Source organism: Lysobacter sp. 1R34A, from assembly GCF_051217035.1.
Classification (GTDB): Bacteria; Pseudomonadota; Gammaproteobacteria; order Xanthomonadales; family Xanthomonadaceae; genus Lysobacter.
This window is the reverse complement of record NZ_JBPKJP010000001.1, coordinates 216,396-232,041: the sequence shown is the minus strand read 5'-3', so window position 1 is coordinate 232,041 and position 15,646 is coordinate 216,396. Positions and strand designations below refer to the sequence as shown.

Sequence of the window (15,646 nt, the reverse complement as noted above, 5' to 3'; positions counted from 1 at the left end):
ATGTCGCGTACGGTGATCGTTTCCAATCGCGTCGCCTTGCCGGGCACGCAACGGCCGGGCGGCCTGGCCATCGGCCTGCGCGCGGCCTTGAGCGAAGGCGAAGGACTGTGGTTCGGCTGGAGCGGCCGGGTCGGCAGCGCCACCGAGGTGCCGCAACGCCGGCGAGAAGGCGTGGTCGACTACGCCACGCTCGATCTGAGCGAAGACGACGTCCAGACCTATTACCGCGATTTCGCCAATCGCGTGCTGTGGCCGCTGCTGCACTCGCGCATCGACCTGATCGACTACGGACGCGAATGCAGCGAGGGCTATCGCAGGGTCAACAGCCGCTTCGCCCGTGCGCTGGCACGCGAGCTGCGCCCGAACGACGTGGTCTGGGTGCACGACTACCATCTGATTCCGCTGGCCTCGGAACTGCGCGCGCTGGGCGTCGGCAATCGGATCGGTTTCTTCCTGCACGTGCCGTTCCCGCCGGGCGATCTGGTCGCGGCCCTGCCGCATCACCGCGAACTGTTCGGCCGGCTGCTCGACTACGACCTGATCGGATTGCAGACCCGCGCCGACGCCGCGCATCTCGAAGGCTATCTGCGAGATCAACTGGGCCTGCGGCCCTTGGTCGGATCGCTGTGGTCGACCGGCGACGGCCGCAGCCTGCAGGTCGGCGCCTATCCGATCGGCATCGACACCGCGGCCATCGAGGCCCTGGCCGCGTCCGCCGACGGCGCCGACGATGTCCGCCGCCTGCGCGACAGCCTCGGCGAGCGTCGTCTGATCATCGGCGTGGACCGGCTGGATTATTCCAAGGGCCTGCCCGAACGCATGCGCGCCTTCGAGCGTTATCTGGCCCGCCATCCGGACCTGTGCGGGCGCCTGACGTATCTGCAGATCGCGCCGCCGTCGCGCGGCGAAGCCGTCGAATACCGCCAGCTGCGCGCCGAGCTGGAAACGCTGGCCGGCCATATCAACGGCCTCCACGCGCGTCCGGACTGGACGCCGATCCGCTACGTCAACCACGACTATCCCCACCACGTGCTGACCGGCTTTTACCGTGCGGCGGGAGTCGGCCTGGTGACGCCGCTGCGCGACGGCATGAACCTGGTCGCCAAGGAGTACGTCGCCAGCCAATCGCCGGCCGACCCCGGCGTGCTGGTGTTGTCGCGGTTCGCCGGCGCGGCCGGCGAACTCGACGCGGCGCTGCTGGTCAACCCGCACGACAGCGACGAAGTCGCCGACGCCCTCGCCCAGGCCGCGCGGATGCCGTTGCCGGAACGCAAGGAGCGTTGGCGGACGATGATGGACGTTCTGCGGCGCAACGACATCACCGTGTGGCGACGCAGCTTTCTGCAGGCGTTGAACGCGCCGCCGCCGGACGCTGCGCGCAGCGAGGCGGGCGCCGTGGTCTCGATCCCCTCTTCGCCGGCGCGGGCAGCGCGCAGCCTGGCCGCGCTGGCGCCCTTATCCAATATAGGCAAGAACGCATTATGAAGATCGCGCAGATTTCCCCTCTCTACGAGTCCGTGCCGCCGCGCCTGTACGGCGGCACCGAGCGCGTGGTCGCGCACCTCAGCGACGCGCTGGTCGAAGCCGGCCATCAGGTCACCTTGTTCGCCGCCGCCGACGCGGTCACCAAGGCCGAACTGGTGCCGGTCCGCGACCAGGCCCTGCGGCTCGACCCGAGCCCGTTGAAATCCAACGTGGCCGCGCACCTGAACATGATGCACGAGGTGCAGCAACGCGCCGGCGAATTCGACCTGCTGCATTTTCACGTCGACCTGCTGCATTTCCCGTTCTTCGAAGACCGCGCCGACCGCACCCTGACCACCTTGCACGGGCGCCTGGACCACAAGGACCTGCCCGACGCCTACAAGCGCTGGTCGCGCTACCCGCTGGTCTCGATTTCCAATCATCAACGCCGGCCGCTGCCCAGGGCGCGCTGGCTGGGTACGGTCTACCACGGCCTGCCGACCGATCTGTACCCGTTCGTGGCCCGGCCCAGCGGCGGCTACCTGGCCTTCCTCGGCCGCATCTCGCCGGAGAAACGCCTGGACCGCGCGATCGAGATCGCTCATCGCGCCGGCTACCCGCTCAAGATCGCGGCCAAGGTCGACAAGGCCGACAAGGGCTATTTCCACGAAACCATCGAACCGCTGCTCGACACGCCGGGCGTGGAGTTCGTCGGCGAGATCGGCGATGCGCAGAAGGCCGAGTTCCTCGGCCAGGCCGCGGCCTTGTTGTTCCCGATCGATTGGCCCGAACCGTTCGGCTTGGTGATGATCGAGGCGATGGCCTGCGGCACGCCGGTGATCGGCTGGAACTGCGGCTCGGTGCCCGAGGTGCTCGACGAGGGCATCAGTGGCTATATCGTCGATTCGATCGACGCCGCGGTCGCCGCGGTCGACGACGTCGCTTCGCTCGATCGCGAGCGGGTGCGTGAGGTATTCGAGCGCCGCTTCTCTGCCGCGGCCATGGCTCACGACTATGTGGACCTGTACGCAGGGCTGGTCGGGCTCGGCGACCGCGGGCTCAGACTGAGGGCGTGACGTGGACTCGGCCGCCTCCGCCGCTCTCTACACCAGCCACGTACTCAAGGACGGCGACAGTTTCCTGATCGCCAACGGTTACGGCGACATCGCCGGGCCGACCGAGGGCCTGTTCCATGACGACACGCGTTTGCTGAGCCTGTACCGCCTGGGCCTCGGCGGCGGCCGCCCGGCCTTGCTGAGCGCCTCGGTGTCCCGGGACAACGTGTTCTTCGTCGCTCATATGACCAACCGTGCGTTGTCGCCGATAGGCGAATCCGGCACGCCGCAGGGCTTGGTGCATATCGCTCGTACCCGCCTGCTGCTGCAGGAGCGGATGTACGAGCGGATCTCCTGCACCAACTACGACTCGCGCACCGCGGTGCTGCCGCTGCGGTTCGAACTCGCCGCCGATTTCCGGGACATGTTCGAAGTGCGCGGCAGCGTGCGTAAGGCCCGCGGCGAAATGCTCGCCTCGCACGACGACAGCTGCCGGCGCCGGTTCCAGTACCGCGGGCTCGACGGGGTGCTGCGCAGCTCGTTCATCGCCTTCTCGCGGCCACCCGTCGCCGAAGACGGCGGCGGGCTCGACATCGACCTGCGCATCGAGCCCGGCGGGCATACCGAGCTGTACGTCGAGGCCGGCCTGGCCGGCGGCGACGAATTGCCGCCGTCGCGCGAACGGTTCCGTCAGGCCGCCACCCAGGCGCGGCTGCGCATGCGCCATCGCCAGCGGCGCGGCGCCAGGATCAGCAGCAACGGCCCGCTGTTCGACGAGTGGATGCAGCGATCTCGCTCGGATCTGGCCTTGCTGACCAGCGAACTGGCCAGCGGCCCCTATCCCTATGCCGGCATCCCTTGGTTCTCGACGCCGTTCGGGCGCGATGCGGTGATCACCGCGCTGCAGACCCTGTGGCTCGACCCGGGACTGGCCCGCGGCGTGCTGCGCTTCCTGGCCGAACACCAGGCCCAGGAGGAATCGGCGTTCCTCGATTCCGCGCCGGGCAAAATCATGCACGAAACCCGCAAGGGCGAAATGTCGAGCCTGCGCGAACTGCCGTTCGGCCTGTACTACGGCGGCGTCGACACCACCCCGCTGTTCGTGTTGCTGGCCGGCGCCTATGCGCGTCGCACCGGCGACCACGGCTTCATCGATACGCTGTGGCCGGCGCTGAGCGCGGCGACCGCGTGGATCGAGCGCGTCTGCGACGCCAACCCCTGGGGGCTGCTGGACTACGCACGGCGCGAGGCCAGCGGGCTGGCGAACCAAGGCTGGAAAGACAGCGAGGATTCGGTGTTCCATGCCGACGGCCGCTTCCCGGTCGGGCCGATCGCGCTGATCGAAGTGCAGGGTTATGCCTATGCGGCGTTCCGCGCCATGGCCGATCTCGGACGCCGTCGCGGCGAAGCGAACGCGGCGCGTTGGGACGCGCGCGCCGAACGCTTGCGCGACATCGTCCAGGCCAAGTTCTGGATGCCCGAGGCCGGCTACTACGGCATCGCGGTCGACGGCGAAGGCCGGCTGTGCGAGGTGCGCGCCAGCAACCCGGGGCACCTGCTGTACGTCGGCCTGCCCGAGCCGGCCCAGGCCAAGGCCGTGGCCGAGCAACTGATGTCGCCGGCGTTCTATACCGGCTGGGGCCTGCGCACCCTGGCCAAGGGCGAGCCGCGCTACAACCCGATGTCCTACCACAACGGTTCGGTGTGGCCGCACGACAGCGCGCTGTGCGCCAGCGGCATCGCCCGCTACCACGGCCGCGACGTCGCCGCGCGCTTGCTGCGCAGCGCGTTCGAGACCGCGGTGCACTTCGACATGCGCCTGCCGGAACTGTATTGCGGCTTCGCTCGCCGCCCCGGCGTGCCGCCGATTCCGTATCCGGTGGCCTGCCTGCCGCAGGCCTGGGCCGCGGGCTCGCCGTTCCTGTTGTTGCAGGCCTGCCTGGGCGTGGAGATCGACGGCGAACACGGGGTGGTGCATGTCGATCGCCCACGCCTGCCGCCAGGCATCGATGACGTGCGGGTGCGCGGCCTGATCGTGGGCGACCAGAAGGTCGACCTGGTGTTCAAGCAATTCGGCGACCGGGTCGGCGTGTTCAGCGAAAGCCGCAACGAGCACGCCATACCGGTCAACCTGCGCAGTTGAATGCAGGCGTCCACAGCCTGGCCGCGGCAACAGGTGCCGCCTGCGAAAAAACTGCAGTGCGTTCGCCGGCGACGTAGCGCCGCCCTCGGCTACGGATCGGCGGCACCGCGCGGCGCGGCTGGCACGGCGCTTGCTTGATGGCGCTTGCTTGATCCTGGGTGCTCGCCTGTCGCGCCGCTCTTCCCGGAAGCCTTAACAGCCAAGACAAGAGGAGAACCCTCGTGAAAGTAGATGCGATCATGACGCCCTCGCCGGTCAAGGCCACCTCGTCCACGCGACTGCGCGAGGTGGCCCGGATGATGCTCGACCACGACGTCGGCGAGATCCCCATCGTCGACGAAAACGGCATGCCGGTCGGTGTGGTGACCGACCGCGACATCGTCGTCCGCTTGGTCGCCCACGGCCAGGACCCGACCCAGGTCGCCGCGCACGAGTGCATGACCAGCCCGGCCCTGACGATTCCGCTCGACAGCGACGTCAAGGACTGCGCCGAACTGATGATGCGCGAGCAGATTCGCCGCGTGCCCGTGGTCGACGACGACGGTCGGCTGTGCGGCATGGTGTCGCTGGCCGACCTCGAACGCGAACAGAGCCTGCGCTCGATCAAGGCCGAAGTCGGCCGGCGGGTGTCTCAGCCCCATTGAGCCGTCGTAGGTAGGCGACCGCAAAGGCAGGCAATGGCGGATCGGGACGGTACGCTCCGACCCGCCCCGGCGGCCCGATGCCGCCTGACGCGGCCTTTTGCCGACTTTCATCCGCAGGCGCCGCACGACTGATCATCGGTCACCGATCGTCCGCCGCGCGTTGGTTCCAGCGTCGCGGCCGGACGGGTCGGTCGAATGCTTCGCGACGCCTGAGCGCGTCGGCGCAGGCGTCAGCGACGCACGTGGAAACCGCCGCCGGCGATCAGGTCGTTCACGTCCTGGAGGTCGACCAGGTTGAAGTCGCCGGGGACCGAATGCTTCAGGCTCGCCGCCGCCAAGGCGAAGGCCAGTCCGTGTTCGTCGCTCATGCCGCTCAACAGCGCATGCAGCAGGCCCGCGGCGAACGCGTCGCCGGCGCCGATCCGGTCGACGATCCCGCTCAGGTCCCTCGGCGTGGCGCGCAGCACGCTGCCGTCGCGATGGAAGAGCGACGCCGACAGCCGGTGATGGTCGACATCGCGTTGTTCGCGGTGGGTGCAGGCCAGTCGTTGCAGATTCGGGAACGTCTCGAAGGCGAGCCGCGCGGCCGCGGCCGTGTCTTCGGCGTCGGCGAAGCCGGCGGCCTTGGTTCCCAGCACCACCGCGATGTCGCGATGATCGGCGAACGCCAGGTCGGCCAGGCTCATCAAGGTGTACAGGATCGGCGCCGGTTCGCAGTTCGATTCCCGCCACAGCGAGCTGCGGAAATTGCCGTCGAAACACACGCGCACGCCGGCGTCGCGGGCAGCGCGTGCGGCAACGATGGCCGCTTCCGCGCCGCGTTCGCCGAGCGCCGGGGTGACGCCCGACAAATGCAGCCAAGCCGCGCCGGCAAGCAGCGCCGGCCAATCGTAGGGCCGGGTCCCGGCGATCGCGAACGCCGAGCCGGCGCGGTCGTACAACACTCGGCTGGGGCGTTGGATCGCCCCGGTTTCCAGGAAGTACAGGCCCATCCGCCCGGGTGCGGTCGATACCGCGCGGGTGTCGACACCGTGCCGGCGCAGCTCGCCGCATGCGGCCTCGCCGAGCGGGTTGTCCGGCACCACGCTGACCATCGCTGCCTCGTGCCCCAGCCGGGCCAGCGACACGGCGACGTTGGCCTCGGCGCCGCCGACATGCGCCTCCAACAGCGGCGACTGCAGCAGGCGCTGCCGCCCCGGCGCGCCGAGCCGCAGCAACAACTCGCCGAAACATACGACTCGTCCGCTCATACCGCCCCCTTCAGAATGACCCGCCGGCCTGGCGTGACCGGCCTCCCATTAGCGATTGCGCACCGCAGCATGCTGTTCGTCCAAGCTTTTGTTAGGGTTTTGACCAGCGGTGTCATTTTTGTTCAGGGGACACCATATCAGGCGCAGCAAGCCCGTCAAGACCGGCTCCCGAGCGGTCTGGCACCTTCGTAAGGGGAGAGGAATGCAAGTGCAACTAGAGACCAGAAAGACACCGGTTACCGTGCTCGCCGCCGCCATCGCGCTAGGGCTGTCGATGTCGCCATCGGCAGGGTACGCGCAACAACCGGCGCAGGCCGAGGCCCCGCCCGCAACCGCGGAGTCCACCCCGGCGGTTCAGACGCCGGCAACGCAGCCACCGGTCGAGGACGCCAAGAATCTCGATGCCGTCGTCGTCACCGGCTTTCGCGCCAGCCTGCAGCAAGCCCTGGACATCAAGCGCGAGGAAGTCGGGGTGGTCGACGCGATCGTCGCCGAGGACATCGCCGACTTTCCCGACTTGAACCTCGCCGAATCGCTGCAGCGCATTCCCGGCGTCTCGATCGCGCGCGATGCCGGCGAAGGCCGGCAGATCTCGGTGCGCGGCCTCGGCCCGGACTTCACCCGCGTGCGCATCAACGGCATGGAAGCGCTGACCACCGCCGGCGGCACCGACAGTTCCGGCGGCGCCAACCGCGGCCGCGGTTTCGATTTCAACGTCTTCGCCTCAGAGCTGTTCAACAGCCTGAAAGTGCGCAAGACCGCCTCGGCCGACGTCGAGGAAGGCTCGCTCGGCGCCACTGTCGATCTGCAAACCGCCCGCCCCTTCGACTACGACGGCCTGACTTTCGTCGCCGGCGGCCAACTCGGCTTCAACGACCTGTCCAAGGACATCGACCCGCGCGCCACCGCGCTGATCAGCAACACCTGGGCCGACGGCCGCTTCGGCGCCCTGCTATCGGTCGCTTACACCGACCGGCGCCTGGTCGAGGAAGGCCACAGCACGGTGCGCTGGGACAACGGCCCGAGCAGCGGCGGGTTCGCCGCGAGTTCGCCGTTCGCCGCCGCCCGTCTTCCCGGCACGTTTCATCCGCGCATTCCGCGCTACGGAGTGATGGAGCACGACCAGCAGCGCCTGGGCATCACCAGCGCGCTGCAGTTCAAGCCCAGCGACAAGACCGAACTCGGCCTGGACCTGCTGTACGCCAAGTTCGACGCGACCCGCACCGAGAATTTCCTCAACGGCATTTCCTTCAGCCGCACCGGCACCGGCAAGCCGCAGACCGTGGTCCTCGAGGGCGAGGTCGACGAGCGCGGCAACCTGGTCTACGGCCGCTTCAACAACGTCGACGTGCGTTCGGAAGCGCGCTACGACGAACTCAGCACCAAGTTCACCCAGGCCAATTTCTACGGCGAACACAAGTTCAGCGACGACTTCGCGCTGAGCGGCCAGATCGGCCGGGCCAAGTCCGAGTTCGACAACCCGATCCAGACCACGATCACCCTCGACCGCAGCAATGCGCAGGGCTATGTCTACGACTATCGCGACAGCAGCCGCCTGCCGGTCATCGACAACGGCTTCGACGTCAACGACCCCAATGCCTGGAGCTTCGCCAACGGCGTGTCCGAGATCCGCCTGCGCCCCCAGGCCTCGGAAAACACCTTCGATAACCGGCAACTGGATTTCCGTTGGACCCTCGCCCCGGGCTTCAAGCTTAAGGGCGGCATCCAGTCGAAGAAATACCAGTTCGACAGCAGCGAGATGCGTCGTGTTTCCGAGCTGGCCGTGCCCTCGTTGCCGGCCGGCACCCATCTGGCCGACCTGACCCGCTCGGTCGCCCTGCACGGCACCAGCGTCGGCGGCGCCAACGATTCGCGCTGGCTGATCCCGGACATCGATGCGTTTAACCGGCTGTTCGACATCTACAGCAACTCCGGGACCTTCGCCTTGTCGCCGGACGTGGCCAGCGCCCGCGGCAACAACCGCAGCGTCGAGGAAAAGGACCTGGGCTATTACCTGCAGACCGATTTCTCGACCAACCTGGGCGAGATCCCAATCAGCGGCAACCTCGGCGTGCGCCACGTCAAGACCAAGCAGTCCTCGACCGGCTTCGCCCTGGCCGGCACCACGCCGGTGCTGACCACGGTCGAGCGCGAATACAACGACACCCTGCCCTCGTTGAACCTGGTCGCCGACATCACCCCGGACTTCCTGATCCGCTTCGGCGCGGCTAAGGTGATGTCGCGCCCGGGCCTGGCCAATCTGACCCCGGGCGTGACCGTCAGCGTGAGCGGCGGCAACCGCGTCGTCGCCGGCGGCAACCCCCTGCTCGACCCGTTCCGCGCCAAGACCTACGACCTCGGCCTGGAATGGTATTTCGCCGAAGAAGCGTTGCTCGGCCTGGGGTTCTTCTACAAGAACATCGACAGCTTCGTGCAGACCTCGCGCGAGATCCGCCCCTACAACACCTCAGGCCTGCCCAACGAGTTGCTGGCCGGCACCGGCGCGCTGCCGACCGACGAGTTCCAGTTCAACATCCCGGTCAACACGCCGGGCGGCAAACTGCGCGGCGTCGAGTTCAGCTATCAACAGCCCTTCAGCTTCCTGCCGGGCTTCTGGAACGATTTCGGCGTGCAGTTCAACTACACCTACGTCGATTCGAAGATCCAGTACGTCACCGCCGCGGGCGCCTCGGCGCTCAAGACCGACCTGGTCGGGCTGTCCAAGAACGCCTACAACGCGACCCTGTACTACGAAGGCGAGCGTTTCAGTGCGCGGGTCTCGGCCGCCTACCGCGACGATTACCTGACCACGGTCCCGGGCCGCAACAACGCCGACGTCGAAGGCACCAAGGGCACCACCACGATCGACATGTCGGCGTCGTGGAAGATCAACGACAAGCTCGAACTGACTCTGGAAGGCCTCAACCTGACCGACGAATACAACGACCAGTGGGTGGATTCGCTGGCCGATCGCGTCTCGGTCTATCACCACACCGGACGCCAGTACTTCCTCGGCCTGCGCTTCAAGCTGTAAGCCGCCGCGTCGCGTCGCGGACCGGTGCGGCTCTCGAATGAGCCGTACCGGCCTCGGCCGAATCCGCACGACGGTTCCCTGCCCTTTCCTCACCGGTGCGTCGATGCGTAACCTGCTGCTGATCGCTTGCCTGGCCGGATGGCCGCTGCTCTCCTGCGCCGGCCCGGTGCCGACCGTATTCCTCGCCGGCGATTCGACCATGTCGATCAAGCGCGAAGAGAAACGGCCCGAGACCGGCTGGGGCGAGGCCTTCGCGGCGCAACTGCGGGCCGGCCGCGCCCGGCTCGACAACCGCGCGATGAACGGCCGCAGTACCCGCACGTTCATCGAGGAAGGCCGCTGGCAGGACCTGCTCGACGACCTCGGCGCGGGCGATTACGTGTTGATCCAGTTCGGCCACAACGACCAGTCCATGCACAAGGCCGACCGATACACGCCGCCGGCCGACTACCGCCGCAACCTGGAACGCTTCGTCGACCAGGTCCGCGAGCGCGGCGCCACCGCGGTGCTGCTCACGCCGGTGGCGCGACGCCGCTTCGACCACGCCGGCGCGGTTCTCGACAGTCACGGCGAATACCCCGGCCTGGTCCGGCAAGTCGCGGCCGAGCGCGCGGTGGCCCTGATCGACATGGAGCGGCGCAGCCAGGCCGTGCTTGGCGCTTGGGGCGATCAACGCTCCAAGGCCTTGTTCCTGTGGCTGCCCGCGGGCGAACACCGCAACTACCCGGACGGCTTGAGCGACGACACCCATTTCTCGCCGATGGGCGCGCGCTGCATGGCCGCGGAAGTCGTCGATGGGCTACGCCTGCTCGACCTGCCGTTGAGTGCCGCGCTGGGCCGGCCGGGGCGTTGCGTGCTGGCTAGGGGTGAGTGAAGAGGAGTGAGAAGCGAGAAGTGAGGAGTGAGAAGTGAGTGTCGAGGAGTGAGAAGTGAGTAACTAGGAACCAGGAACCGGTGCGGCCTTCGGGACGCGACTCGTTGCACGTTACTCGTTGCACGTTACTCGTTGCACGTTACTCGTTACTCGTTCCTCACTTCCCTACTCACTCCTCGCTCCGGCTACAAAGTGCCGCGCTGCACGAACGGCACGCGTTCGTAGAGCCTGCGCTCGCCGCCGCGCGGGTCTTCGGCCAGGCGCGGTTGGGTGTCGAACAGCAGGGTTTCGCGCCGCTGCAAAGAGTACGGCGGCCAGGCCGGCAGGCCCTCGTGGTTCGGGTCGCCGTGCCGGGCCAGGGCGATCAGGGCCTCGCTCATGTGCGCCGCCAGCGCCCGCGCCTGCTCCCCGTCGCCGGTGCGCGCGCCGGCCTGCCCGGTGTTGTCGAACACCAGGGCGATGTCGAGGGTGTGCATCGCGCCCCAGCGCCCGTCGTCGAGCGGCGAGCCCCAGTCCAGTTGATAGACCCAGGCCGGCGCGCCCTGGCGCGCGCGGGCTTCGGCCTCGATGATCGCCGCGCGCCAGGAGCGGCCGGCGGTGGTCGCGGCGAAGAAGATCTGCGAGGGCGTGTAGTCGGGGTACAGGCGCCGGTATTCGGCGATCACCGTGGCCGGATCCAGGTCGACGTACTGGTGCTCGCGGAGTTTGCCAGGCAGACGCTCCCAGTCCAGGGCCAGGTTCGCCGCATCGCCGGCGAGGAAGGCGCGGGTCTCGTCGCGGGTGTTGCCGATCACCATCGGGATCGCCGCCGATTGCGCCGGCGCATCGGGATAGAACGGATGCCGATGCAGGGATTTGCCGTCCAGCACCGGCCCGAAATACAGCGCGGTGTCTTCGACGCGCGAGACATCGCGCAGCGAGGTCGCCTCGACCAGGGTCTGCATCGGCAGGCTGCGCAGCCGCGCGAGATTTTTCGGCGCGATCTTCAGCGCGTCGAGCAGACGCTGCGCGCGCTGGGTCGCTGCGCGCGGCCCGGCCGCGGTGACCTGCTGCCCGCTCATGGTCATGGCGCGGTGAAACAGGCCTCGCGCTGCCGGCATCGCCATCAAGGTGGCGATCTTGGCGCCGCCGCCGGACTGGCCGAACAGGGTCACGTTGCGCGCGTCGCCGCCGAACTCGGCCGCATGCTCGCGCACCCAGTGCAGGGCCTGGACCAGATCGAGCTGGCCGACGTTGCCGGACCAGGCGAATTCGTCGCCGCCGAGCTGGGCGAGGTACAGATAACCGAAGGCGTTCAAGCGATGATTGAGTGTGATCACCACGACATCGCCGCGCCGGCACAGGCGCACGCCGTCGTACAGCGGGCTGCTGCCCGAGCCGCTGTCGTAGCCGCCGCCGTGGAGATACACCAGCACCGGCCGCGCGCCGCCGTCGCGCAGGGCCGGAGTGGACACGTTCGCGTACAGGCAGTCTTCGCCGATGCCGCCGTCCGGTGTGCGTTGCGGCGCCGACGCGCCGTGTGCGAGCGCATCGCGAACGCCCTGCCAGGGCCGCTCGCGCAGCGCCGGCAGGAAACGCCGCGTCGAGGTGTCGGCGCCGTAGGGGATGCCCTTGAATACCAGCACGCCGCGGTCCCGGTAACCGCGGACGCGGCCGCTGCGGGTCGCAGCGACCGGGCTCTCCGTGCTCGGATGCGCACAGGCGGCCGCCCTCGCCGCCGAGGACGGGACTTCTGTAGCGGCCGCCACGGCCGCGGACGTCAGGCAGGCGCCGGCCAACGCGCCTGCAAGCGCTTTCAAGCTGTCGCGGCGCCCTGGATCCTGCATCGCGGCTTCAGCGCAGCGGCGCGCGGCGCGGCAGCGGCTTCAGCGGCTCCATCGTCGCCAGGTCCCAGTCGGCCGGGACGAAGGCTTGCCGGGTCGGCTCGACCTTCGGATAGCCGCCGACCTCGTTCTCGCTGTCGATGATCTTGCCGCGGCCTTCGACCGTATCGGCCAGGATCCGGCGATCGATGTCGTCGCGGTCCCAGGGCCGCGCACCGGCCTCGGCGATGACCGCGTCCTGCACCTTCGACGCCGGCAGCAGGCGCACTCCGAACGGCAAGGCCGGCGCCTTCTTCATTCGGGTCAGGGCGAGCGGCGTGGTGGTGTAGCGCCCGGTTTGCGGCAGCGGCCGGCCGAGCCGGTCGACCGCAAGGTTGTCGTCGGCGTAATAGGCCAGATCGCCCGAACCGCCGACCATCAGCAAGGCGACGTCTTCGGTGGAAGGCCCGGCGCGCATCACGTTGCCGCGCAGCACCAGTTCGCCTTCGGAATAAGCGTGCCCGAGCCACTCCTCGGCGATCAGGTTGTAGTGCACCGCCCGTTGTCCCGGGTCGTAGATCAGGTTGTTGAGGACCTGTCCGCGCGCGCCGCCCTTGAACAGCGGATTGCGTTCGTAGTTGTGCGCATACAGATTGCCCACGATCAGCACATCGTTGACGTGGTCGTGGATCAGCGTGCCCTTGGAATGCTCCCCCTTGCCGTGAGTGGCATTGGCCAGGCCCTCGGCGATCAGGTTGTTGCTGAAGGTGATGCGCCGGGAAGCCGCCTGTCTCCACGCGGCCTCGCTTTCGCCGGCGAAACGGGTGCTCGAGGCCGACAGGTTTTCGTCGGTGGCCCAGCTCAGCGAGCAATGATCGACGATCACGTCGCGGGCGCCGCGCACGGTGTTGATGGCGTCGAAATCCACCCCGGCGCGTTTTTCCAGCCCGGCCTCTCCGGGCCGTATCCGGATATGCCGCACGACCACGTCGTGGGTGGCGATGGTCAGGCCGCCCCGGATGAAGGTCACGCCCGGTTGCGGCGCGGTCTGGCCGGCGATGGTCAGGTAGGGCTCGCTGATGCGCAGTTCCTTGCGGCCCAGGTCGATCACGCCGGCGACTTCGAACACGATGATGCGCGGGCCCGGCGTCGCCACCGCTTCGGCGAACGAACCGGGGCCTTCGCCGGCCAGGGTGGTGACGCGCAGGATCTGGCCGCCGCGTCCGGCCGGGGTATGCGCCGCCCAGCCCATCGCGCCGGGAAAGGCCAGAGGCTGCGCCGCGCCGTCGCGGTTCGGGGCGGCCGCGGGCTGCGCGGTCGCGACCCCGGCGATCACGGCCAGTACCGCGAGCAGAACGCCGCACGCCGTGTTCCGCTTATCGCGCCGCGCCAAGTTCGCGGCCTTGCCGCCGATGCCTCGCCCCATCTCGCCACTCCCCATCGCACCCTCCCCGGTCTGATTCGAGCATACGCCGGATTGTCAATGACACCGGTTTCCTATACAACACCCGGACGCACAATCGAGCCCCGGGGGGACCGTCCAGGCATGCCAACACACCCGTTCGATGACCAGCGCGACGAGCTGGCGATCGCCATCCGCCTGGTGCGAGCCCGGCTCGACGCGAAGGCGCTAGAGGCTTATCCAGGCCCGCAGCCGCAGACTTTGGACGCCGGCTACCGGATCCAGGACCAGGCCATCGCGCTGTGGCATCGCGCCGTCGCCGGGTGGAAAGTCGGGCGCATTCCGGACGCCTGGCAGGCCACGCTCGGCGAGGACCGCCTGGTCGGTCCGATCTTCGCCGGCGCGGTGCAGAATGTCCCGGCGGGACAACGCGGCCGCTTCCCAGTGATCGAGCGCGGCTTCGCCGCGATCGAAGCCGAATACGTATTCACCCTCGGCAGCGACGCCCCGGCCGGCAAGACCGAATACAGCGAGGAGGAAGCCGCCGATCTGGTCGCCAGCCTGTCCATAGGCATCGAGCTGGCCGGCAGCCCGCTGGCCTCCATTAATCGGCTCGGCCCGGCGGTGGTGGTGTCGGACTTCGGCAACAACGCCGGCCTGATCGTCGGCCCGGCGATCGCCGAGTGGCGCCGGCTCGACGACCGCGAGCTGACCTGCGAAAGCTTCATCGATCAGCGTCCGGTCGGCACCGGCGGCGCGGCTTCGATCCCCGGCGGGCCGCTGGCGGCCCTGGCCTTCGCCCTGGGGCGCTGCGCCCGGCGCGGCCATCCGCTCAAGGCCGGCATGCACGTCACCACTGGCGCGGCCACCGGCATCCACGACATCCTCGCCGGTCAGTCCGCCCGCGTGGACTTCGGTCGCTGGGGCCGCCTGGGCTGCGAGACCGCCACCGCCATCGCGACCACGGAGCGCCGGCCATGAGCACACGACGCAAGTTCCTGCTCGGCCTCGGCGCCGCCGGCGTATCGGCGGGCGTGGCCTCGGCTTCTTGGGGCGGCAGCGGCGGCGACACCCGCGTGCTGACCGCCACCGACGTGCACGTCAAGGACTATCCCACGGTCGCCGCGGTCGACTGGATCGGCCGCGAACTCGAACAGGCGACCGGCGGCCGCCTGCGCCTGCGCATGTACCACTCCGGCCAGCTCGGCCGCGAGTCCGAGGCGATCGACATGGCGCGCTTCGGCGCGATCGACATCACCCGCGTCTACAGCGGTGCGCTCAACAACGCGTTTCCGCTGACCCAGGTGTTGTCGCTGCCGTACGTATTCGATTCGGTCGCGCATCTGCGCCGGGTACTCGACGGCCCGGTCGGCGCGCGGGTGCTGCGCGGCTTCGCCGCCCGGGACCTGGTCGGCCTGGCGATGTACGACTGCGGGGCGCGCTGCTTCTACAACGTGCGCCAGCCGATCCGCACGCCGGCCGACATGCGCGGGCTCAAGTTCCGGGTGCCGTCGTCGGACATCTTCATGCGGATGATCCGCCTGCTCGGCGGCAACCCCACCCCGCTGGCCTACGGGGAAGTGTTCTCGGCCCTGCAGACCCATCTGATCGACGGGGCCGAGAACAACCTGCGCAGTTTTCATTCGAGCCGGCAGTTCGAGGCCGCCCGCCATTGGTCGCAGAGCGAGCACTCGTACGCGCCGGACGTGCTGCTGATGTCGAAACGCAGCCACGACGCCCTGGCCCCGCACGACCGCGGCCTGCTGCTGGAGATCGCCCGGGCCTCGGTGGCGGTGATGCGGCGCCTGTGGGACGAGTCCGAGGCGGTGGCGCGGCGCACCCTGGTCGAGGCCGGGGTGCAGATGAACGATTGCGACCTGCCTGCGTTCCGCAAGGCGGTGGCGCCGTTGTTGGACGACTACCACCGCGTGCCCGCGCTCGAAGCGCTGTACCGCGACGTACGCTCACTGGCTTGAGG

Annotated in this window: 10 protein-coding genes and 1 pseudogene; 8 read left to right on the top strand and 3 right to left on the bottom strand. The window is 68.7% G+C overall.

The features are described from left to right. The 4 genes and pseudogenes from ACSAMQ_RS00735 to ACSAMQ_RS00720 all read left to right on the top strand — a co-directional run. Positions 1 to 1,356: pseudogene (locus tag ACSAMQ_RS00735) on the top strand (alpha,alpha-trehalose-phosphate synthase (UDP-forming)); the annotation flags it as partial. A 125-nt stretch (positions 1,357 to 1,481) separates the two neighbouring features. After that, positions 1,482 to 2,540 (top strand): glycosyltransferase family 4 protein, encoded by a 1,059-nt coding sequence (locus ACSAMQ_RS00730; protein ID WP_435393793.1) that lies wholly within the window; start codon positions 1,482 to 1,484, stop codon positions 2,538 to 2,540. Position 2,541: 1 nt separating this feature from the next. Next, a complete protein-coding gene (locus ACSAMQ_RS00725) occupies positions 2,542 to 4,662 on the top strand; it encodes an amylo-alpha-1,6-glucosidase (RefSeq protein WP_435393792.1) in 2,121 nt (706 codons plus the stop codon). A gap of 221 nt (positions 4,663 to 4,883) precedes the next feature. Beyond that, the gene (locus ACSAMQ_RS00720; RefSeq protein WP_435393791.1) at positions 4,884 to 5,306 is read left to right on the top strand and encodes a CBS domain-containing protein; all 423 of its coding nucleotides are present in this window, start codon (positions 4,884 to 4,886) and stop codon (positions 5,304 to 5,306) included. 230 nt (positions 5,307 to 5,536) lie between these two features. Here the strand turns inward: ACSAMQ_RS00720 and ACSAMQ_RS00715 are convergent, their stop codons facing one another. After that, entirely contained in the window at positions 5,537 to 6,556 is a 1,020-nt protein-coding gene (locus tag ACSAMQ_RS00715; protein ID WP_435393790.1) for a sugar kinase, read from the bottom strand. Positions 6,557 to 6,758: 202 nt separating this feature from the next. Here ACSAMQ_RS00715 and ACSAMQ_RS00710 point away from each other — a divergent pair, with 202 nt between their 5' ends. Together ACSAMQ_RS00710 and ACSAMQ_RS00705 are read left to right on the top strand one after the other, a co-directional pair. Then, entirely contained in the window at positions 6,759 to 9,590 is a 2,832-nt protein-coding gene (locus ACSAMQ_RS00710; RefSeq protein ID WP_435393789.1) for a TonB-dependent receptor, read from the top strand. 103 nt (positions 9,591 to 9,693) lie between these two features. Beyond that, positions 9,694 to 10,464 carry a rhamnogalacturonan acetylesterase gene (locus ACSAMQ_RS00705; protein ID WP_435393788.1) on the top strand — a complete coding sequence of 257 codons (771 nt, stop codon included), beginning with the start codon at positions 9,694 to 9,696 and terminating at the stop codon, positions 10,462 to 10,464. Between the two features lie 185 nt (positions 10,465 to 10,649). Here the strand turns inward: ACSAMQ_RS00705 and ACSAMQ_RS00700 are convergent, their stop codons facing one another. After that, on the bottom strand, positions 10,650 to 12,290 hold the full coding sequence (locus ACSAMQ_RS00700) for a carboxylesterase/lipase family protein (RefSeq protein WP_435393787.1): 1,641 nt from the start codon (positions 12,288 to 12,290) through the stop codon (positions 10,650 to 10,652). A gap of 7 nt (positions 12,291 to 12,297) precedes the next feature. Next, the gene (locus ACSAMQ_RS00695; protein ID WP_435393786.1) at positions 12,298 to 13,602 is read right to left on the bottom strand and encodes a pectate lyase family protein; all 1,305 of its coding nucleotides are present in this window, start codon (positions 13,600 to 13,602) and stop codon (positions 12,298 to 12,300) included. A gap of 210 nt (positions 13,603 to 13,812) precedes the next feature. On the opposite strand from ACSAMQ_RS00695, the gene ACSAMQ_RS00690 reads away from it, so the two are divergent. Both ACSAMQ_RS00690 and ACSAMQ_RS00685 read left to right on the top strand, forming a co-directional pair. Then, on the top strand, positions 13,813 to 14,649 hold the full coding sequence (locus tag ACSAMQ_RS00690; RefSeq protein ID WP_435393785.1) for a 2-keto-4-pentenoate hydratase: 837 nt from the start codon (positions 13,813 to 13,815) through the stop codon (positions 14,647 to 14,649). Then, positions 14,646 to 15,644, top strand: a complete 999-nt coding sequence (locus ACSAMQ_RS00685) for a TRAP transporter substrate-binding protein (RefSeq protein ID WP_435393784.1) — start codon at positions 14,646 to 14,648, stop codon at positions 15,642 to 15,644. The genes ACSAMQ_RS00690 and ACSAMQ_RS00685 overlap by 4 nt, the downstream gene beginning before the upstream one ends. Positions 15,645 to 15,646: the final 2 nt, after the last annotated feature.